Source organism: Novosphingobium jiangmenense, assembly GCF_015694345.1.
Lineage (GTDB): Bacteria > Pseudomonadota > Alphaproteobacteria > Sphingomonadales > Sphingomonadaceae > Novosphingobium > Novosphingobium jiangmenense.
This window is the reverse complement of sequence record NZ_JADQDC010000002.1, coordinates 438,127-457,983: the sequence shown is the minus strand read 5'-3', so window position 1 is coordinate 457,983 and position 19,857 is coordinate 438,127. Positions and strand designations below refer to the sequence as shown.

The following is a 19,857-nucleotide window of genomic DNA, read 5'->3' as shown; positions in this document are numbered from 1 at the left end:
TCCGGCCAACTTTTCCGCTTTCAAGCGCAGCGCTTGAATGCCCACCCCCAACCCCTCCCGCCTGCGGGAGGGGAGAAAGATCACTTGGAAATCAAAAGGCCCCGCCATTGCTGACGGGGCCTTTCAGCTTGGCGGGGCCTGAAGGATCAGGCGCCGAAGGTGCGCTGCCACCAGCCGCGGCGCGGCGTGGACTCTTCGCCAGCTTCTGCCTCTGTTGCGGCTTCTGCAGCGACTGGCGCTTCAGCGCTGACCGTCTCGGCGGGCGCTGCTTCTGAGGCGACCGCGTCAGCCTTCTTGCGGCGCGTGCGCTTGGGCTTTTCGACCGGAGCTTCCGCTTCGACAGCAGGAGCCTCGACCGGAGCCGCTTCCGTTGCAGTCGCTTCGGGAGCGGCTTCGACCTTCTTCTTGCGGGTGCGCTTGGGCTTTTCGGGCGCAGGCGCGGCGGCTTCCTCTACTGCCGGAGCAGCGGCGGGCGCTTCCTCGGCTGCAGGAGCAGCTTCGGCTTCGACCAGGGCGTCAGCCTTCTTGCGGCGGGTGCGCTTCGGCTTGGCCGGAGCTTCCTCTGCGGCAGGGGCCTCGGCTTCGGCCGGAGCTGGCGCTTCGACAGCGACCGGTTCTGCCGGAGCTTCGGCAGGTTCAGCCTGGCGGCTACCCTCGTCAGTGTCACCCTCGGCCTGATCGCCGTCAGCCTGTTCGCCGGTGCCTTCGCCGTTTTCACGGCCACCACGCCGACGACGACCGCGACGGCGGCGCTTGCGCGGACCGCGCTCGTTGCCGTCATCGTTCTCGTCAGAGCGTGCGCCATCGACGCCTTCAGCCTCGGTTTCCGTGCCTTCAGCTTCATCGCCTTCGGCTTCGTCGCCTTCTTCGCCCGAACCTTCGGTTTCGCCGTTCTCGTCACGACGATCGCGGTTGCGGCCACGGCGGCGCTTGCGGCGCTTGCGGCGGCCATCGCGGTCACCGTCCCGGTCGCCCTCGGCGCCATCGCGCGAGCGTTGGCGGGGCTGCTCTTCGGCTTCTTCCTCTGCGTCGAATTCTTCCTCGACGATGTCGTCCTCTTCAGGCTCGATGATCGGTTCGAAGCGGGGGACGAATTCGGGCTTGGGCCCGCGCGAGGCGACGCGCATCTTGGCGCCCTCGTTCTCGCCCTCGGGGATTACCTCGACGGTGACGCCATAGCGTTCCTCGATCTCGGCAAGATCGGTGCGCTTGGCATTGAGCACGTAGATCGCGGCTTCCTGCGACGCATAGAGCGTGACGACGTTGCCCTTGCCCTTGGCGGCTTCGTCCTCGATCATGCGCAGGGCGGACAGACCGGCAGACGAGGCGGTGCGGACGAGGCCCGAACCGTCGCAGTGCGGGCAGGCGCGGGTGGTGGCTTCGAGCACGCCGGTGCGCAGGCGCTGGCGGCTCATTTCCATCAAACCGAAACCGGAAATGCGGCCGACCTGGATGCGGGCGCGATCGTTCTTGAGCGCGTCCTTCATCGCCTTTTCGACCTTACGGATGTTCGACCCGTATTCCATGTCGATGAAGTCGATCACGACGAGGCCGGCCATGTCGCGCAGGCGCAGCTGGCGGGCGATTTCGCGCGCGGCTTCGAGGTTGGTGGCAACCGCGGTCTGCTCGATGCCGTGTTCCTTGGTGGAGCGGCCCGAGTTGATGTCGATCGAGACGAGGGCCTCGGTCGGGTTGATGACGAGGTAGCCGCCGCTCTTCAGCTGGACGACCGGATCGTACATCGCGGTGAGCTGGTCTTCCGCGCCATAGCGCTGGAACAGCGGCACCGGATCGGCATAGGCCTTCACGCGCTTGGCATGGCTCGGCATCAGGAGCTTCATGAAGTCCTTGGCGGCGCGATAGCCATGCTCGCCCTCGACCACGACTTCCTCGATCTCGCGATTGTAGATGTCGCGGATGGCGCGCTTGATCAGGTCGGAATCCGAGTGGATCAGTGCGGGCGCGACCGACTTCATCGTGCGTTCGCGGATCTCGTCCCAGAGGCGGGCGAGATAGTCGAAATCGCGCTTGATTTCGGGCTTGGTGCGCTGGAGGCCGGCGGTGCGGACGATGCAGGACATCGAGCGCGGCAGCTCCAGTTCGGAAATGATCGTCTTCAGGCGCTTGCGATCAGCCGAGGAGCTGATCTTGCGGCTGATGCCGCCGCCGTGGCTGCTGTTCGGCATGAGCACGCAGTAACGGCCGGCGAGGCTGAGGTAGGTGGTGAGGGCAGCGCCCTTGTTGCCACGCTCTTCCTTGACGACCTGGACGAGCAGCACCTGGCGGCGCTGGATCACGTCCTGGATCTTGTAGCGGCGGCGCAGGGCCATGCGCTTGGCGCGCAGCTCGTCGGCTTCCTTGCCCTGCGAACGGCCACCCTGACGACGGCGGCCCTGACGACCGCGACGACGGTTGCTGTCTTCGCCTTCTTCGCTTTCCTCTTCCGAGGCCTCGGCGGAGTCTTCGCCCTCGTCGCCTTCGTGGTCGAAACCATTCTCGACGACGCCGCCTTCGATGGTGGCGACATGATCCTTCTCGGAAGTGTCGACCTCGGTCACGCCCTCGTCGGAATCGTAGCCTTCGCCATCGGCGTAGTCTTCGTCCTCGGCATCCTCGGCGGCGCGCAGGGCGGCCTCTTCCTCGGCGTGGGCGGCTTCTTCCGCCAGCAGGGCCTCGCGGTCCTCCTTGGGGATCTGGTAGTAGTCAGGGTGGATTTCGCTGAACGCGAGGAACCCGTGACGGTTGCCGCCGAAATCGACGAACGCCGCCTGCAGCGAGGGTTCAACGCGGGTTACCTTGGCGAGGTAGATATTGCCCTTGATCTGCTTGTGATCAGCAGATTCAAAGTCGAACTCTTCAATCCGATTGCCCTTCAGCACCGCCACCCGGGTTTCTTCCTGGTGGCGCGCATCGATCAGCATGCGCGTGGTCATTACAATTACTCCAGCCGCGCCGCCGCAGGGTTTCCCCCGGAATACTGGCGCGGTTTGTTTGGGATGCACGAACGGCACTGGCCCGGATTGCTCCGTTGCGGATGTCGTTCGCGAATGGGGGTTTGCCGGATCGGAGCGTTGCGGCGCGCAGCGTATCGGCTGCCTTGCCCTGTCGCTCGCCGCCCGGCGGCGGTTGGTTTGCGTCTGCTGTGAAGACAACTCGCGGCGAAGTGCGCGTGCCGGCAAGCGTCCAAGCCGCGACCGCCCCGGTGGGGCAGACAGGCAGGAACGAAACGCGGCTCATCATCACGGCATCAACCTTGTCGCGTGGAGGAGGGCGCTTGCGCTTCTTTCTCTCCACGTGGGCGGGATCTTCGCCAGCGGGCTTTCCCTCGCCCACCGCGGCGCAAGTGTGCGCTTTCCGGCGGTTTCGGCGTGGATGTGCCGGTGCTGGCTTGCCCCGGTAAATGGGTGCTAGCACCGCAATTGCAAACCGGCAATTAAAACAATGCCGCGAACACCGCGTTAACCTTATGCACCTTTTCGGTCTGGACCGGCGGGGGGCGGGCGGGGCATAGACCTTGCAAGATGGAGAACAAGGGGGTCCTGATCGCGGTCTTTGCCGCGCCGGTCGCGGCGGCGGCGCTGATGTGGGCGGCGTTTTCCTCAGGTCTGGCCGATATCGAACCGCGTTCGGTGCTGCGCATCGAAATGCCGCCGAGCAGTGGACGCGTCGGGCTGCCGCCGGTGGAGGGACCGGCCGATGTCAGCCGTCCGCTGGTGGTGATCGATGCCGGGCACGGCGGGCATGATCCGGGCGCGAGCGGGGCCGCTGGCGAGCGCGAGAAGGAGCTGACGCTGCTGCTGGCGCAATCCTTGCGCGAAGCCTTGCTGGCCGCCGGCAAGGTGCGGGTGGCGATGACCCGCGATACCGACCGCTTCCTGGTGCTGGAAGAGCGCGCCGATATTGCGCACCGGCTGGGCGCGGACCTGTTCGTTTCGGTCCATGCCGATGCAGCGCAGAACGATACGGCGCAAGGGGCGACGGTCTACACGCTGTCGGACAAGGCTTCGGATGGCGTGGCCGAGGCGCTGGCAGCGCGGGAGAACAAGGCGGACACCGTCAACGGCGTCAATCTCGAAGGGCAGGGGGCGGCGGTTTCGTCGATCCTCGTCGATCTGGCACGGCGCGAGATGCGCGGGCGGTCGTTGCGGTTCGGGGAGCTGGTGGTGCGTGAGGGCAAGGACGCCGTGCGCTTTCACGAAACGCCGCAGCGTGAGGCCGCGTTCGTGGTGCTGAAGTCGCTCGACCTGCCATCGGCGCTGATCGAGGCGGGGTACATCAGCAACGCCGAGGATGCGCAGAAGATGCGCGACCCGGCATGGCGCAAGGTCTTTGCCGGGTCGGTGGCGCGGGCGATCGAGATTTTCCTCGCGGAAGGACAGGTGGCGCCGGTCGCGGTGGAGAATACTGCGACGCCTTGAGCAGGTTCGCTCTGGCTTGGCACGGCGCGGGCGTGCTAGAGGCCCTGCAACATGGCCGAAGAGACGTCCCAGCAATCCCGGTTCAAGCTCATCCGCGCGGAAGGTCGCGCACGGTGGGGTAGCCTTTCCCGGTGGTATCGCGAGAAGTGGGGCGAGAGCCGCCGCTTCCGTTTTCTGAACTATGCCGTCGGCGCGTTCCTCGTCGGCTGGTTCGTGCTGTGGGTGGCGGTAATCCGCACGATGCCTTCGGCTGACATGCTGCTGACCTATCAGCCGCCGCTGCCGACGATGGTGCGCGGCAACGATGGCGAGATCGTCTCCAGCTATGCTCGCGAACGGCGCGTGCAGCTGCGCTTCGTCGATTTCCCCGAGCCGCTGATCAACGCGTTCCTCTCGGCCGAGGACAAGACGTTCTGGACGCATGGCGGCATCGACTATCTCGGCTTTGCCGGGGCGGTGGTCGATTACGTCACCAAGTACGGTTCGGGTGAGCGTGCGCGCGGCGGTTCGACGATCACGCAGCAGGTGGCCAAGAACATCCTGATCGGCGACGAGTACTCGATCACGCGCAAGCTCAAGGAAATGGTGCTGGCGCGCCGGATCGAGGGGGTGCTGAACAAGCAGCAGATCCTCGAGCTTTACCTCAACGAGATACCGCTTGGTCGGCAAAGCTTTGGCGTGCAGGCGGCGTCGCGCGCCTACTTCGACAAGGACGTTGGCGACCTGCAGCTGCATGAGGCCGCGTTCCTGGCGATCCTGCCCAAGGCGCCAGAGCGCTATGGCAGAGCAAAGTACGAAGGCATGGCGATTGCCCGGCGCAACTGGGTGCTTGACCAGATGGTCAAGAACGGCTGGGCCACGCCGCAGCAGGCCGCTGCCGCCAAGGCGATGCCGCTGGGGCTGAAGCAGCGCCGGGCGGAGAACTACACCGCCGATGCTGGCTACTTCCTCGAGGAAGTGCGGCGCCAGTTGATCGAGAAGTTTGGCGAGAAGGCCGAGGACGGGCCGCACAGCGTCTATGCCGGTGGCCTGTGGGTGCGGACTTCGCTCGACACGCAACTGCAGACGGCTTCGCAGAATGCGCTGCGGGCGGCGTTGCTGCGATATTCGGGCGGACGCGCATGGCACGGGCCGATCGCGCGGATCGACGTGGATGGTGACCGGTGGCAAACCGAGTTGATCACCAGCAACATCTCGATCAACTACCAGAACTGGCGGATCGGCGTGCTGCTGTCGCGCAGCGGATCATCGGGCAAGGTCGGCTTTGCCGATGGCAAGACTGCCAGCCTGACCGGTCTGCCTGACAGCATCAAGCCCGGTGACGTGACAGCTGTGGCGCCGATCAACGGATCGACCTATGCGGTGCGCACGGTGCCCGAGGTTTCGGGCGGCATGGTGGTGGAAGACCCGCAGAACGGGCGCGTTCTGGCGATGCAGGGCGGGTTCGACGCGCGGCTCGGCTCGTTCAACCGCGCGACACAGGCCAATCGCCAGCCGGGATCGACGATCAAGCCTTTCGTCTATGCCACTGGCCTCGACAATGGCATGACGCCGGCTTCTATGGTCGTCGACGGGCCGTTCTGTGTCTACCAGGGCGCGGCGCTGGGCGAGAAGTGCTTCCGCAACTTCAACAACGAAGGCGGGGCGGGCAGCCACACGATGCGCTGGGGCCTCGAGCAATCGCGCAACCTTATGACCGTGCGCATCGCCAACGATACCGGCATGGACAAGGTGGTGCGCACGATCAAGGCGGTGGGGATCGGCGAGTACGAGCCGTATCTGTCGATGGCGCTCGGCGCGGGCGACACTACAGTGATGAAGATGGTCAACGCCTATGCCGCGCTGGCCAACCAGGGGCGGCAGCACAATCCCAGCCTGATCGACTATGTTCAGGACCGCAACGGCAAGGTGATCTGGCGCGCGGACAACCGCCGCTGCGACAACTGCTCGATGGCGCAGTGGGACGGCAGGCCGATGCCGCGCTTCAAGCCGACCGGAAAGCAGGTCATGGACCCGCGCACCGCCTATCAGGTGGTGCACATGCTTGAGGGCGTGGTGGTGCGCGGGACGGCAGTGACGCTGCGCGATCTCAACTTGCCGCTGTTCGGCAAGACCGGCACGACTTCCGGCCCGACCAACGTGTGGTTCGTGGGGGGATCGCCCGACATCATCGCGGGCGTCTATATCGGCTATGACCAGCCGCGAAGCCTTGGCGGCTACGCCCAGGGCGGGCGCATCGCGGCACCGGTGTTCAAGCAACTGGTGCAGGAAACCCGCAGCCGCTGGAAGGACATTCCTTTCGCGGTTCCCGAAGGCGTGCGCATGGTCAAAATCGACCGAGTTTCGGGCAAGCGCGTATTCGGCGGGACGCCGGAGGACGACGTCGCCAAGGCCTCGGTGATCTGGGAAGCGTTCAAGCCCGACACCGAACCAAGGCGCACGGCGCGCGAGGGCGAGGTCAGCGCGAAGCAGGCGGTGATCGATGCCTTGCGCAAGGCACGGGCAGCGCGTGGCATTCCCGATACGGGTGGCGAGGACGCGCCGGTGGAGCAGGACTTCCTCGAAGAGCAGGGCGGAATTTACTGATCTCCGGACTGCGAGGGCCTGTCCTCAAAGGCATTGGCGGGAGGGGGCGAGGTCTGTTAGCTTCGCCAGCATGACGATCCGCACCCTTGCCGCTGCCGCAGCAGCCTTCGCCCTGACCCTGAGTGCTCCGGCCTTTGCCGAATTGCCGACCGGTGCGCGAGCGCCAGACTTTGCGGCGCCGGGCGCGCTGGCAGGCAAGCCGTTCTCGTTCAAGCTGCATCAGGCGCTGAAGAAGGGGCCGGTGGTCCTGTACTTCTATCCCAAGGCTTTCACACAAGGCTGCACGCTGGAAGCACATGCCTTTGCCGAGGCCACAGCGCAGTTCAAGGCGGCGGGCGCAACGGTGATCGGCATGTCGAATGACGACGTGGCGACGCTGCAGAAGTTTTCGACCGAAGCCTGCCGCGACAAGTTTGCCGTGGCCAGTGCCAGCCCGGACCTGATCAAGGCCTACGACGTGGACCTGCGCAAGCCGGACGGATCATCGACCGGGCTGACCAAGCGCACCAGCTATGTCATCGCGAAGAATGGAAAGATCGTGATGGTCCATTCCGACATGGACTATCGCGACCATGTGAAGATGACGCTTGCCGCCGTGCGCAAGCTCAAGAAGTCTGTCTGACAGCAGACGCATTTCACGCTTGGGCTTTACATGCCTGCCCGCTTCGCTAAGCGGCGCAGTTCGTTTTGCGTTTGATCGGAGCTGTTTCCATGCGTGCCGAAGGGCAGGCCCACATCGATCGCATCAATGCCGCGCTGGCACTGGTGCGCAAGTTCCTCGACTGGGACCGCGCCGTGCGCCGTCTCGACGAGTTGAATGCTCGCGTCGAGGACCCCAAGCTGTGGGATGATCCCAAGAAGGCCGAAGAGGTGATGCGCGAGCGCCGTCGCCTCGAAGCCTCGATCGGCGCGGTGAACCAGATCTCCGCTGAAATGGCCGACGCCATCGAGTTCATCGAACTGGGCGAGATGGAAGATGACGAGGGCACCATCAACGAGGGCCTCTCGACTCTCGCAGCCCTCGCCGAACGCGCCGACAGCGACAAGATCCAGGCGCTGCTGGCGGGCGAGGCGGATGCCAACAACGCATTCCTCGAAGTCCATGCCGGTGCTGGCGGCACCGAGAGCCAGGACTGGGCCGAGATGCTGCAGCGCATGTACACGCGCTGGGCGGAGCGTCATGGCTACAAGGTCGATCTGGTCGACTACCATGCCGGTGAAGCGGCGGGCATCAAGTCTGCCACGCTGCTGATCAAGGGCGAGAACGCCTATGGCTATGCCAAGACCGAAAGTGGCGTGCATCGCCTGGTGCGCATCAGCCCCTACGACAGCTCGGCGCGGCGGCATACGTCGTTCAGCTCGGTCTGGGTCTATCCCGAGATCGACGACAACATCGAGGTCGAGATCAACCCGGCGGACCTGAAGATCGATACCTATCGCGCTTCGGGCGCGGGCGGTCAGCACGTCAATACGACGGACTCGGCGGTGCGTATCACCCACGTGCCGACCGGAATCATCGTCGCCAGCCAAAATGATCGCAGCCAGCACAAGAACCGCGCGACCGCGATGGGCATGCTGAAGGCACGCATCTACGAGGCCGAATTGGCCAAGCGTGAAGCTGCGGCGAGCGGCGAATATGCTGCCAAGACCGAGATCGGCTGGGGCCACCAGATCCGCTCCTATGTGTTGCAGCCCTATCAGCAGGTGAAGGACCTGCGCACCGGCGTGGTCAGCACCAACCCCACCGAGGTTCTCGACGGGGCGCTCGATCCGTTCATGGCGGCGGCGCTTTCGCAGAAGGTCACTGGCGAGAAGGTGACCGTGGAGGACGACGACTGATGCGCCGGGCTTCGGCCCATTGCTCAGTCGCACTCGCCGTTCTGGCATTGCTTGCGCTTGGCGCATGCAAGCCTGAGGTTGACGACAAGCGTCCCGAAACCGCGCGGGAGTTCCCGACCGCCGACCGGCCGGTTTCGGGCGTGGTCAGCAATGCCTTTTCCAACGAGCAGGAGCGTGACCGGCTTGGCGAGGCCGACATGGTCATGAACCTGGCCGGAATAAAGCCGGGCATGAGCGTGGCCGACATTGGCGCAGGCGAGGGCTACTACACGGTGCGTCTTGCCGAGCGCGTCGGCGACAATGGGCGCGTGCTGGCGCAGGACATCGATGGCGATGCGCTGCGGCGGCTGGGATCGCGCGTCGAGCATGACCGGCTGGACAACGTCTCGATCAAGCCGGGCGGAGTGGACGATCCGCGCCTGCCCGAACGCAGCTTCGATCGCGTGCTGATGATCCACATGTACCACGAGGTGACCGAGCCTTACGCTTTCCTGTGGCGGATGTGGCCATCATTGAAGGCGGGGGGCAAGATCGTGGTGGTTGATCTCGACCGTTCGACCGATCGCCATGGCATTCCTCCGGCACTGCTGATCTGCGAACTGGAAGCGGTGGGCTTTCGCTTGGATGAATTTCACCGTAAACCGGAGATCGCGGGGTATTACGCGCAGTTCGTGGCGGAGAAGAGCCGTCCCGAGCCGGGCGACATAAAGCCGTGCCGCCTGAAGGCGGCCAAGGGTGCGAGCGCGACGAGCGCGTTGAAAGGAAATTGATGTCTGCGTTCAAGGGGTTGAAGCCAATTCTCTATGGTGGCCGTGAGGTTTGGCCACTGGTCGAGGGCGGCAAGGGTGTGGCGGCGACCAACCACATGAGTTCGGGCGCCTGGGCTGCAGCCGGCGGTATCGGCACGGTCAGCGCGGTCAATGCCGACAGCTACGATGCCGAAGGCAAGATCATTCCACAGGTTTATAATGCTCTCACGCGCAAGGAACGCCACGAGGAGCTGATCAAGTACGCCATCGACGGTGCGGTCGAGCAGGTGAAGCGCGCCTATGACATTGCCTCGGGCAAGGGCGCGATCAACATCAACGTGCTGTGGGAAATGGGCGGCGCGCAAGCGGTCCTCGAAGGCGTGCTGGAGAAGACTCGCGGGCTGGTCACCGGCGTGACCTGCGGTGCGGGCATGCCCTACAAGCTTTCCGAGATCGCGGCCCGGTTCAATGTAAACTACCTGCCGATCGTCTCGTCGGGCCGAGCGTTCCGCGCACTGTGGAAGCGGGCCTATCACAAGGTCTCGCACCTGCTGGCGGCGGTGGTCTACGAAGACCCGTGGCTGGCTGGCGGACACAATGGCCTTTCGAACGCCGAGGATCCGCGCAAGCCGGAAGATCCCTATCCGCGCGTGAAGGCGCTGCGCGACGTGATGCGCGCCGAGGGCGTTTCGGACGACGTGCCGATCGTGATGGCCGGCGGCGTGTGGTTCCTGCGCGAATGGAACGACTGGATCGACAATCCGGAGCTTGGCGCAATCGCCTTCCAGTTCGGCACGCGGCCGCTGCTGACCGAGGAAAGCCCGATTCCGCAGGGGTGGAAGGACCATCTTCGCACGCTGGAGCCGGGCGACGTGCTGCTGCACCGCTTCTCGCCGACGGGGTTCTATTCCTCGGCCGTGCGCAATCCGTTCCTGCGCGCACTGGAAGCGCGGTCGGAGCGGCAGATTCCCTACTCGCGCGTCGAGGCGGGCGAGCATACCGCGCAGCTTGACGTGGGCGTGCGCGGCAAGAACTTCTGGGTGACGCCGAACGATCTGGCGCGGGCGCGCGAATGGCATGGCGCGGGTTTTGTCCACGCCCTGCGCACGCCTGACGACACAATGGTGTTCGTGACGCCGCAAGAGCGCGACGAGATCCAACAGGACCAGAAGGACTGCATGGGCTGCCTGTCGCACTGCGGGTTCTCGTCGTGGAAGGACCATGACGATTACACCACCGGTCGCCTCGCCGATCCGCGCAGCTTCTGCATCCAGAAGACCCTGCAGGACATCGCGCACGGCGGCGACATCGACAAGAACCTGATGTTCGCAGGCCACGCGGCCTATCGCTTCAAGCAGGACCCGTTCTATTCCAACAACTTCACCCCGACGGTGAAGCAGCTGGTCGACCGGATCCTTACCGGCGACTGAGTGCCGGAGCGCCTTGCGCGGTTGCGCGCAGGCGCTCTTCGCCTTGCTTGCGGAAGTGCCGGTCCAGCATCTTCTCAAGCACGAACAGCTTCACTGCTGTCTTGGCATCCTGCGGATCCAGGGTTCCACCGGACTTGACCACGGTCTCGAACCGCTCACGCGCCTCGGCCATTGTCTCGCCGGGGCGAAGGGCTTCGCGCAACTGGTCACTCGACTTGAGCGTAGCTGCGATCGTTTCGAGCGCTTGCGCTTCGGTCATCTCGTCAGCCCCGACCCGTTCCTGCAGGGTGCAGAAGTATTCTCCGCATACTCGCGGCCGCCAACGGTCGTAGATCGTGCAGGCCTTGCCGTCGAGGTGGCTGCAAGGGAAGTCGAACGCATCGGCTCCGTTCGGAGCAGTGCAAGCCCGGAAGCCATTGGCGACGGCGGTCGGGATTTCGTCGTGGTCGAGCCGGGCCACGCCATAGACCGTGCCATCGCAGCACATGCCACACGCCAGGCACAGACGGCTGGCAGTGGAAAGATCGGCATCGGCGCGGGACATTGCGCCACTCTAGGAAGCGGCCTCGTAAATCTCCATATGTGGAAGGAGATGCATTAGCCCTAAGGAAAGTAATATAAGCGGGTTCTGGAGGTTATGGCCCCAGGCAGGCTTCAAGCTTCCTTCGGACCTTCTTTGCCCGCTGGGAGATGTCCATGGTCGGCGCCTCTGAATTCGGCATCAAGGTAACGCTCGAGCGTGAACATCTTCACGACGAACCGGCTTTCTTCCGGCGTGAGGTTCGGGTGCATGCCGGCGAGTCTCCTGAATTCGTGACGGGCCTGCGACATCGGCATACCGTCCGGCAGCAACGCCTTGACCTCCTCGGCCATGCGACGGGCATTGGCAATTCGCGCGAAGGCCTGCTCTTCGGTAAGGTCCTGCTTCTCGGCCCGCTTCTGGACGCGACAGAAGTAATCGCCACAGATCGAAGGTCGCCACTGCGTGTAGCGGGTGCAGGCGGCTCCATCCAGCCAGTTGCACGCCATCAGGAAAGCAGGGGATTTGTCCATGGTGCGCATCGTGTTCATACCGATCCGCGCCGCTTCTTCCACCTCATCCTCGCGGATGATGGCATAACCATAGACGGTGCCATTGCAGCACAAACCGCAAGCCAGGCACAGCCTGCTGGCCAAGGGCAATTCCAGATCCGATCTAGCCATGGCGACGAAAATAGAGGCTGGATGCTCGTATAACTACTTATCTTCAGTCAGGGTCATGGCAAAAAATAGTTATAACTCTGCACTAACATGCAGCAGGGTTCGGGAGGTGCTAACCTAAGAGCCGAAGGCCTTCGATCGGGCGAATTTCAATCCGCAGCCGCCTTGCCGGGGCTTCTGCTGAACATCTGCTGGCCCTTGTCGCGGAAATAGCGGTCAAGCAGCAGGTCAAAGGCAGTGAGCTTGAGCAGAAAGGCCATCTCTTCCGGTGTTCGTGCCGAAGCCTGCGCGACCTTCTGTCGCCGGTCGCGCGCTTCGGCGATGGACTCGCCTATCTCCATCATGGTCTTGAGCTGTTCGCGCGATGCCAGCATTTCGCGTACGCGGCGAAACGCCTCGGCGCTGTCGATTTCACCCTTGTGCATCGCATAAAGCGTCTTGCACCGGAATGAGCGGCAGGTTTGCGGGCGCAGCGCGTAGATCTGGCAGCGCTGGCCCACCGAGTGCGGGCAGGGCTGGTGGAAGATTGCGTCGTCAGCGCGCGTTTCGAGTGTCAGCAAATCCGAAAGGGCTGCCTGCTCTTCGCGGGTGACGGGGACATAGGTGAACATGGTCCCGTCACAACACGCCGCGCAGCCGGTGCAGAGATCCTGTTCCAGCAACGGAGGGTCGGCGGCAGCTTCTGCAGTCATGCAGAGTGCTTATGGTTCCGCTCACGCAGGCGCAAGGGGTGCGGAACACCCGCCCCCTCGCGCAATCACCGTCAGTCGAACTCCCAGGCGCGCTCGCCATGGCTGGTGATGTCGAGCCCTTCGCGCTCCTCGTCTTCGCTAACGCGCATCGGAATGACCATCGACACCATCAGGGCGCAGATCACGGTCGCGATCGCGCTCCACGCTGCGACAATGCCGACGCCAAGGACCTGACCGACGAGCTGGCGCGCTAGGTCCATGCCTTCGGCAAAGCCGGTACCGCCGAACGAGGGCGAGATGAATACGCCAAGAAGGATCGAGCCAACCATGCCGCCGACGCCGTGGACCGCGAAGACGTCAAGCGAATCGTCGATCTCCAGCCGCTGCTTGACGATCTGGATCATCGGATAACAGATGCCCGCGGCAACCACGCCGAGCAGCATCGCCGAGCCCGGCGCAATGAAGCCGGCGGCCGGGGTCACCGTGGCCAGACCCGCGACGGCTCCGGTGGCGAAGCCGACCGACGTGGGCTTGCCGACGGTCATCTTTTCGATGACGAGCCAGACCAGCGCTGCGACGCAGGCGGCGAGGTGGGTGTTGATGATCGCAGCGGCTGCATCATCGTTGGCGGCGAGAGCCGAACCACCGTTGAATCCGAACCAGCCCACCCAGAGCAGGGCGGCGCCGGCCATCGTCAGCGCAGGGCTGTGCGGCAGCATGAGAGTCTTGGGGAAGCCCGCCCGCTTGCCCAGCAGCATGGCAACGACCAGCGCCGAGACGCCTGCAGTGGTGTGGACGACGATGCCTCCGGCGAAGTCCAGCGTGCCGAAGCGGGTGGCCAGCCAGCCGCCGCCCCAGATCCAGTGGGCGACAGGCGCGTAGACCAGTAGGTTCCACAACGCCGTGAAGGCAACAACCCAGCCGAAGCGCGCGCGGTCAACCCAAGCGCCGACCATGAGCGCAGGGGTGATGAGCGCAAAGCACATCTGGTAGAGCGCATAGGCGTTTTCGGGGATGGCGGTATTGGCACGCACGTTGCCGAGGTTGAGCAGCATCCAAGCGTTGCCGCTCCCGAGCCAGCCGCCCGAGACATCTCCGAAAGCCAGTGTGTAGCCGACCATGACCCAGAGGATGGAAGCAACGGCGGCGATTGCGCCGACTTGCACGAGAACTGCAAGAAAGCCCTTGGCGCGGACGAGGCCACCGTAGAACAGCGTGAGGCCCGGCATCGCCATCATCAGCACAAAGGCCGAGGAGACCAGAATCCAGGCTGTGTCGCCGGTATCGGCCACGTCCTCGACACTTACTGCACCCTGGGCGTGTGCCAGCACCGGCAGCAGCGCTGCCCCGAGGGCGACTGCCGTCGCCAGAATTCTACGCATGCAAATCACTCCCCCTCGTGCAGCGCTGCTGCACCAGATCCTCTCCGCGCGGGGCCATAAAGCAACAATGCGGCAGCGCACAAGCGCGCGCGCAAACGTTTGTTGTGCGAAATGCGACGAACGGTTTCAGTTTCGCGCGTCTGGAACGCGCTCAGACCAGCCCTTCGAGCACCTGGTCCGGCGGTCGGTGGCCGTCCGCCCAGAAGCGGATATTGGCAATGACCTTGTCGCCTGAGGCGATGCGCCCCTCGAATGTGGCGCTGCCCATGTGTGGCAGGATCGCGACGTTGTGATGGGCAAGCAGGCGGGCATCGACCTGTGGTTCGTGCTCGAAGACATCAAGCCCGGCACCACCGATACGCCCATCGACCAGCGCGGCGATCAGCGCCTCTTCCTCGATCAGCTGGCCGCGCGCGGTGTTCACGATGTAGGCGTGCGGCTTCATCAGAGCGATGCGGCGGGCATCGATCATGTGATGCGTTTCGGGCGTGGCGGGGCAGTGCAGCGACAGGATATCGGCCTCGGCCACCAGCCGATCGAGATCTGGTTCGAAGGTTGCGCCGAACATCGTCTCGAGCGCTTCCGGCAGGCGGTGGCGGCTGTTGTAGAGGACATTGAGGCCGAAGGCGCGCGCGCGGTGGGCAACCGCCTGGCCGATGCGGCCCATGCCGACGATGCCGAGAGTCTTTCCGGCAAGGCGGTGGCCGAGCATTGTCGACGGCGCCCAGCCTTCCCACTTGCCTGCGCGCAAGGTGCGTCCGCCGTAGTTGAGTCGGCGAGCTACCGATATGATCAGGGCGATGGTCATGTCGGCGGTATCGTCGGTGAAGACGCCGGGGGTGTTGGTGACGATGATCTTGCGGGCGCGGGCGGCGGCGAGGTCGATATGTTCGGTGCCTGCGCCGAAATTTGCGATCAGCCCGAGCTGCGGGCCAGCATCGGCGATCAGCGCAGCATCGATCCTGTCGGTGACGGTGGGAACGAGAACGTGGGCCGCCTGCATTGCCGCGACCAGTTCGTCGCGCGTCATCGCCTTGTCATCGCGATTGAGCGAAACATCAAACAGTTCGCTCATCCGCGTTTCGGTCTCGGGCAAGAGGCGCCGCGTGACGGCAACCCGAGGGGTGCCTTCGACACGGCGAGTAGGGCGATAGTCGGCAGAGCTCGGCATAGTGCAAAAGCTAGGCCGGGCGCAGGCTTCCGGTCAAGCATGGCGATGGCCACTCGTAGTGGACAGTAACCATCACGGTGTTGCTCTTGCCCGGTATTTTTGCGACGGCTGGGGCATGACCATGCGTTATGTCCGTGCCATTTCCTCCGGTATCGCCTCTGCTGCGCTGGCAGCGGCCGTTGTCCCGGCTTCTGCGCAAGATGCGGATGAGGGCGTGCCGTACTGGGTTTCGACTCGCAAGGACACGGCCAACATGCGTGTCGGGCCGGGGCGCGAATATCGCATCAGCTGGACCTACACCCGCAAGGGCGTGCCGATGAAGGTACTGCGCGTCATGGGTGGCTGGCGTCTGGTCGAAGATCCGGACGGAGCCCGGGGCTGGATGCTGGCCCAGTTCCTCAGCCGCGACCATACCGGCGTGGTCAAGGGCAGCATCACGGCAATGCGCGAGAACAAGGACGGCACCGGGCGCCTGCTCTGGCGCGTGGCTCCGGGCGTCATGGGCAAGATCGGCGACTGCAAGGCGGGTTGGTGCAGCTTCGACGTCGATGGACGCAAGGGATACATCAAGGCAGCGACGGTCTGGGGGGCTGGTCAGCCCTGACACGCTGACGCGACGAGTTGACACGAAAAGACCCCGGCCTCGCGACCGGGGTCTTTTGTTTATGCTGTCAGGAAGATCAGACCAGTTCGACAGCCAGCGCGGTGGCTTCGCCGCCGCCGATGCAGAGGCTGGCGACGCCCTTGGTCTTGCCGTGCTTCTTGAGCGCGGCGATCAGCGTGGTAACGATGCGAGTGCCCGAAGCGCCGATCGGATGACCTAGAGCGGTCGCGCCGCCGTGGACGTTGATCTTCTCGTGCGGGATGCCGAGGTCGTGCATTGCGAACATGGCTACGCAGGCGAAGGCTTCGTTGACCTCGAACAGGTCAACGTCCGCAATCGACCACCCGGCCTTTTCGAGCACCTTGTTGATCGCGCCGACAGGGGCGGTGGTGAAGTCCTTGGGTTCCTGCGCGTGGGCAGCAAGAGCGACGACCTTGGCAACAGGGGCAAGGCCAGCGGCCTTGGCGACGCTTTCGCGGGCAAGGACGACAGCCGCTGCACCGTCCGAGATCGACGACGAGGTAGCGGCGGTGATCGTCCCGTCCTTGGCGAAGGCGGGCTTGAGCGAGGGGATCTTGTCGGGGCGGCCCTTGCCCGGCGCTTCGTCGGTGTCGACCGTGACTTCACCGGCGCGCGTCTTGACGGTGACCGGGGCAATCTCGTCCTTGAAAGAGCCATCGGAAACAGCAGCCTGCGCCCGGCGCAGCGATTCGATGGCGTATTCGTCCTGCACTTCGCGGGTCAGCTGATACGCATTGGCGGTGTCCTGGGCGAACGTGCCCATGGCGCGGCCGGCCTCGTAGGCATCTTCGAGGCCATCGAGGAACATGTGGTCATAGGCCGTATCATGGCCGATGCGCGCGCCCGAGCGGTGCTTCTTGAGCAGGTAGGGAGCGTTGGTCATCGATTCCATGCCACCCGCAACGACGACATCGACGCTGCCCGAGGCGAGGGCTTCGGCGCCCATGATGATCGTCTGCATGCCCGAGCCGCAGACCTTGTTGACGGTGGTGGCCTGAACCGACTTGGGCAGGCCGGCCTTGATTGCCGCCTGGCGGGCAGGGGCCTGACCGAGGCCCGCGGGCAGAACGCAGCCCATGTAGATGCGCTCGATGCTGTCAGGCGAAACGCCCGCGCGTTCCACCGCAGCCTTGACGGCGGTGGCGCCAAGGTCGGTGGCGGCGACATCGGCGAGGGTGCCCTGCATCGCGCCCATGGGCGTGCGGGCATAGGACAGGATGACGACGGGATCGGCTGACGAGAACTGTGCCATGGCTTGACGGCCCCTTGCGTTTGGGTGCTGATGCGCGGGCTTGTGCGCTCCCGCGTTCATCGGCGTACATAGTGCTGCACTGCAGCGAAGGCAAATGGGGCATTGGTCCAACGCATGCTTGAACCCGCATTCTCGGCGCTGCCTGCCGGAGTTCCGCTGGTCGGTTCGGCCATTCTGGGCGCGATCGTGGGAAGCTTCCTTGGCGCGGCGCTGGAGCGATTGCCGAACGGCCGTTCGATCGTGACTGGTCGGTCGACATGCGACGGGTGTGGCAAGGCACTGACTATACCTGAACTTTTGCCGGTGCTTTCGTGGCTTATGCAGCGCGGCAAGTGTCGCGCCTGTGGTAGCAGCATCGGCGGCGGGCAACTCGCCTGCGAGCTTGGTGGTGTAGCGGTCGGGATCGGTTCGCTGTTGCTGTCGCGTGAAGGACTTGTGCTCCCCGCGATGGTACTGGGGTGGCAGTTGCTGCTGCTGGCATTGCTCGATCTGCGGCATCTGTGGCTGCCGCGCCTGCTGGTCGGGTGGCTGGCGGTGAGCGGTCTGATCGTCGCATCCGCCAAGGCCAGGGTGACGGACGATGCCTCAGTGCTCGGGATCAGCATCGCCGGCGGCGCTCTCGGCTTCCTGCTGCTCTGGCTGATCGCGCGGTTCTATCTGAAGGCACGCGGGCGCGAAGGGATGGGTTCGGGAGACCCGCCGCTGCTGGGTGCGATCGGTCTTTGGATCGGGCCGCTCGGCGTGGTCGAGACCATGCTGGGCGCCAGCATTATCGGGATCGCGGCGGCTATTGTCATGCTTGTAAGCAAGCGTAAGATCGATGCCGACACGGCTCTGCCGCTGGGAACCTGCCTTGCCGCTACGGCATGGCCGATCTTCCTGCTGCAGGGGCTGGGATAAGCCGATTCGGGGGAGTGAGGCGAGATGTTCAAGGAAACCGCGCGCGACGAGATGATGGCCGCGCTGGGCGAGCAGCGCGAGGCCTTCACGGCAGCGCGGCCCGAGTCGCTGTCAACGCGCCATGACCGGCTGGAGCGTTGCGCGAAGATGCTGCTGGCGCATGGCGAGGACTTTGCCAGGGCAATGAGCGCCGACTTTGGCCATCGTAGCCACGAGCAGTCGATGCTGACCGATATCATGCCCTCGATGAGCCTGATCCGCTATTCGCAGAAACGGATGAAGGGGTGGAGCAAGCCGGAGAAGCGACACGTCAACTTCCCGCTCAACCTGCTCGGGGCGCGGGCCGAGGTGCGGTACGAGCCGAAGGGCGTGATCGGCATCGTCGCGCCGTGGAACTTCCCGGTCGGGCTGACGATGGGGCCGCTGGCGCAGGCCTTTGCGGCGGGCAACCGCGCGATGCTGAAGCCCAGCGAGTTCACCGAGCGGACCTCCGAACTGATGGCGGAGCTTTTCCCGAAGTTCTTCGGCGAGGACGAAGTGGCGGTGATCCTCGGCGGGCCGCAGACGGGGCAGGACTTCTGCTCGCTGCCGTTTGACCACCTGCTGTTCACCGGAGCCACCTCGATCGGCCGCCACGTGCTTCATGCAGCGGCGGACAATCTGGTGCCGGTGACGCTGGAACTGGGCGGCAAGTCGCCCACGATCCTCGGACGCAGTGCCGATGTTGCCAAGGCGGCGGAGCGGATTGCATTGGGCAAGATGATGAACGCCGGGCAGATCTGCCTCGCGCCGGACTACATGCTGGTGCCTGAGGAACTGGAGCACAAGGCGATCGGCGCGGTGCAGGCGAGCGTGGCGCAGATGTATCCAACGCTGCTGGCGAATGACGACTATACCTCGGTGATCAACCGCCGCCATCGCGACCGTCTGGCGGGTCTGATCGACGATGCCGTGGCCAAGGGCGCCGAGGCGATCGTGGTCAATCCCGGGAACGAGAAATTCGAGGGATCGAACGGCAACAAGATGCCGCTGACGATCCTGCGCAACGTCAACGACGACATGAAGGTCATGCAGGACGAGATCTTCGGGCCGGTCCTGCCGGTGAAGACGTATTCGCGGATCGACCAGGCCATCGACTACGTCAACGTGCACGACCGGCCGCTGGGGCTCTATTACTTTGGCGAGGATTCGGTCGAGCGCGAGACGGTGTTGACCCGGACGATTTCCGGCGGCGTCACCGTCAACGACGTTATTTTTCATGTCTCGGCGGACGACCTGCCGTTCGGCGGAGTGGGGCCTTCGGGCATGGGCAGCTATCATGGCATCGAGGGCTTTCGCTCGTTCAGCCACGCCCGCGCAGTCTACAGCCAGCCGAAGATCGATCTCGCCAAGATTGCGGGCCTGAAGCCGCCCTATGGCGCCGCGACGGCGCGCACCCTCAAGATGCAGCTGAAGTAAGCAAGGCATACGAAAGGACGGACGGCCAGCGCGGTTCGTCCTTTCGCACGAGACGGGGAAAAGGGCGGGCAATTCCGCCCTTACCGCAATGCACACCACTTGCGCACGGGCGCTGTCGGGACTAGGGCGCACCCGAACCTGCAGCTTCGCGAGTC

At 64.5% G+C, this 19,857-nt stretch carries 16 protein-coding genes; 9 read left to right on the top strand and 7 right to left on the bottom strand.

The window, feature by feature from the left end; genetic code table 11:
• Nucleotides 1-146: 146 nt before the first annotated feature.
• Complete coding sequence (locus I2488_RS04780; RefSeq protein ID WP_196274657.1) at nucleotides 147-2,933, bottom strand: Rne/Rng family ribonuclease; 2,787 nt, start codon at nucleotides 2,931-2,933, stop codon at nucleotides 147-149.
• Nucleotides 2,934-3,521: 588 nt separating this feature from the next.
• On the opposite strand from I2488_RS04780, the gene I2488_RS04775 reads away from it, so the two are divergent.
• The 6 genes from I2488_RS04775 (at nucleotide 3,522) to I2488_RS04750 (ending at nucleotide 11,022) form a co-directional block, all read left to right on the top strand.
• A complete protein-coding gene (locus I2488_RS04775) occupies nucleotides 3,522-4,418 on the top strand; it encodes an N-acetylmuramoyl-L-alanine amidase family protein (RefSeq protein WP_196274656.1) in 897 nt (298 codons plus the stop codon).
• A 51-nt stretch (nucleotides 4,419-4,469) separates the two neighbouring features.
• Entirely contained in the window at nucleotides 4,470-7,004 is a 2,535-nt protein-coding gene (locus I2488_RS04770; RefSeq protein ID WP_196274655.1) for a penicillin-binding protein 1A, read from the top strand.
• 70 nt (nucleotides 7,005-7,074) lie between these two features.
• Nucleotides 7,075-7,626: a peroxiredoxin gene (locus I2488_RS04765; protein ID WP_196274654.1), complete on the top strand. Its 552-nt coding sequence runs from the start codon at nucleotides 7,075-7,077 to the stop codon at nucleotides 7,624-7,626.
• Between the two features lie 89 nt (nucleotides 7,627-7,715).
• The gene (gene prfB / locus I2488_RS04760) at nucleotides 7,716-8,843 is read left to right on the top strand and encodes a peptide chain release factor 2 (protein ID WP_196274653.1); all 1,128 of its coding nucleotides are present in this window, start codon (nucleotides 7,716-7,718) and stop codon (nucleotides 8,841-8,843) included.
• A complete protein-coding gene (locus tag I2488_RS04755) occupies nucleotides 8,843-9,613 on the top strand; it encodes a class I SAM-dependent methyltransferase (protein WP_196274652.1) in 771 nt (256 codons plus the stop codon). The genes prfB and I2488_RS04755 overlap by 1 nt, the downstream gene beginning before the upstream one ends.
• Complete coding sequence (locus I2488_RS04750) at nucleotides 9,613-11,022, top strand: NAD(P)H-dependent flavin oxidoreductase (protein ID WP_196274651.1); 1,410 nt, start codon at nucleotides 9,613-9,615, stop codon at nucleotides 11,020-11,022. Before I2488_RS04755 ends, I2488_RS04750 begins: the two co-directional genes overlap by 1 nt.
• Here I2488_RS04750 and I2488_RS04745 read toward each other — a convergent pair.
• The 5 genes from I2488_RS04745 to I2488_RS04725 all read right to left on the bottom strand — a co-directional run bounded on the left by I2488_RS04745 (nucleotide 11,009) and on the right by I2488_RS04725 (nucleotide 15,467).
• Nucleotides 11,009-11,566, bottom strand: coding sequence for a YkgJ family cysteine cluster protein (locus I2488_RS04745; RefSeq protein ID WP_196274650.1), 558 nt, complete (start codon nucleotides 11,564-11,566; stop codon nucleotides 11,009-11,011). The genes I2488_RS04750 and I2488_RS04745 overlap by 14 nt on opposite strands.
• A gap of 110 nt (nucleotides 11,567-11,676) precedes the next feature.
• On the bottom strand, nucleotides 11,677-12,225 hold the full coding sequence (locus tag I2488_RS04740) for a YkgJ family cysteine cluster protein (protein WP_214652188.1): 549 nt from the start codon (nucleotides 12,223-12,225) through the stop codon (nucleotides 11,677-11,679).
• 146 nt (nucleotides 12,226-12,371) lie between these two features.
• Complete coding sequence (locus I2488_RS04735) at nucleotides 12,372-12,914, bottom strand: YkgJ family cysteine cluster protein (RefSeq protein ID WP_196274648.1); 543 nt, start codon at nucleotides 12,912-12,914, stop codon at nucleotides 12,372-12,374.
• 71 nt (nucleotides 12,915-12,985) lie between these two features.
• Nucleotides 12,986-14,296, bottom strand: a complete 1,311-nt coding sequence (locus I2488_RS04730) for an ammonium transporter (protein ID WP_196274647.1) — start codon at nucleotides 14,294-14,296, stop codon at nucleotides 12,986-12,988.
• Between the two features lie 151 nt (nucleotides 14,297-14,447).
• The gene (locus I2488_RS04725) at nucleotides 14,448-15,467 is read right to left on the bottom strand and encodes a 2-hydroxyacid dehydrogenase (RefSeq protein ID WP_196274646.1); all 1,020 of its coding nucleotides are present in this window, start codon (nucleotides 15,465-15,467) and stop codon (nucleotides 14,448-14,450) included.
• Between the two features lie 115 nt (nucleotides 15,468-15,582).
• On the opposite strand from I2488_RS04725, the gene I2488_RS04720 reads away from it, so the two are divergent.
• The gene (locus tag I2488_RS04720) at nucleotides 15,583-16,071 is read left to right on the top strand and encodes an SH3 domain-containing protein (protein WP_196274645.1); all 489 of its coding nucleotides are present in this window, start codon (nucleotides 15,583-15,585) and stop codon (nucleotides 16,069-16,071) included.
• A 76-nt stretch (nucleotides 16,072-16,147) separates the two neighbouring features.
• Here I2488_RS04720 and I2488_RS04715 read toward each other — a convergent pair whose 3' ends face one another.
• Nucleotides 16,148-17,344 (bottom strand): acetyl-CoA C-acyltransferase, encoded by a 1,197-nt coding sequence (locus I2488_RS04715; RefSeq protein WP_196274644.1) that lies wholly within the window; start codon nucleotides 17,342-17,344, stop codon nucleotides 16,148-16,150.
• 114 nt (nucleotides 17,345-17,458) lie between these two features.
• Between I2488_RS04715 and I2488_RS04710 the strand changes: the two genes are divergently transcribed.
• Together I2488_RS04710 and I2488_RS04705 are read left to right on the top strand one after the other, a co-directional pair.
• The gene (locus I2488_RS04710) at nucleotides 17,459-18,244 is read left to right on the top strand and encodes a prepilin peptidase (protein WP_196274643.1); all 786 of its coding nucleotides are present in this window, start codon (nucleotides 17,459-17,461) and stop codon (nucleotides 18,242-18,244) included.
• Between the two features lie 24 nt (nucleotides 18,245-18,268).
• A complete protein-coding gene (locus I2488_RS04705) occupies nucleotides 18,269-19,702 on the top strand; it encodes a coniferyl aldehyde dehydrogenase (protein ID WP_246465476.1) in 1,434 nt (477 codons plus the stop codon).
• Nucleotides 19,703-19,857: the final 155 nt, after the last annotated feature.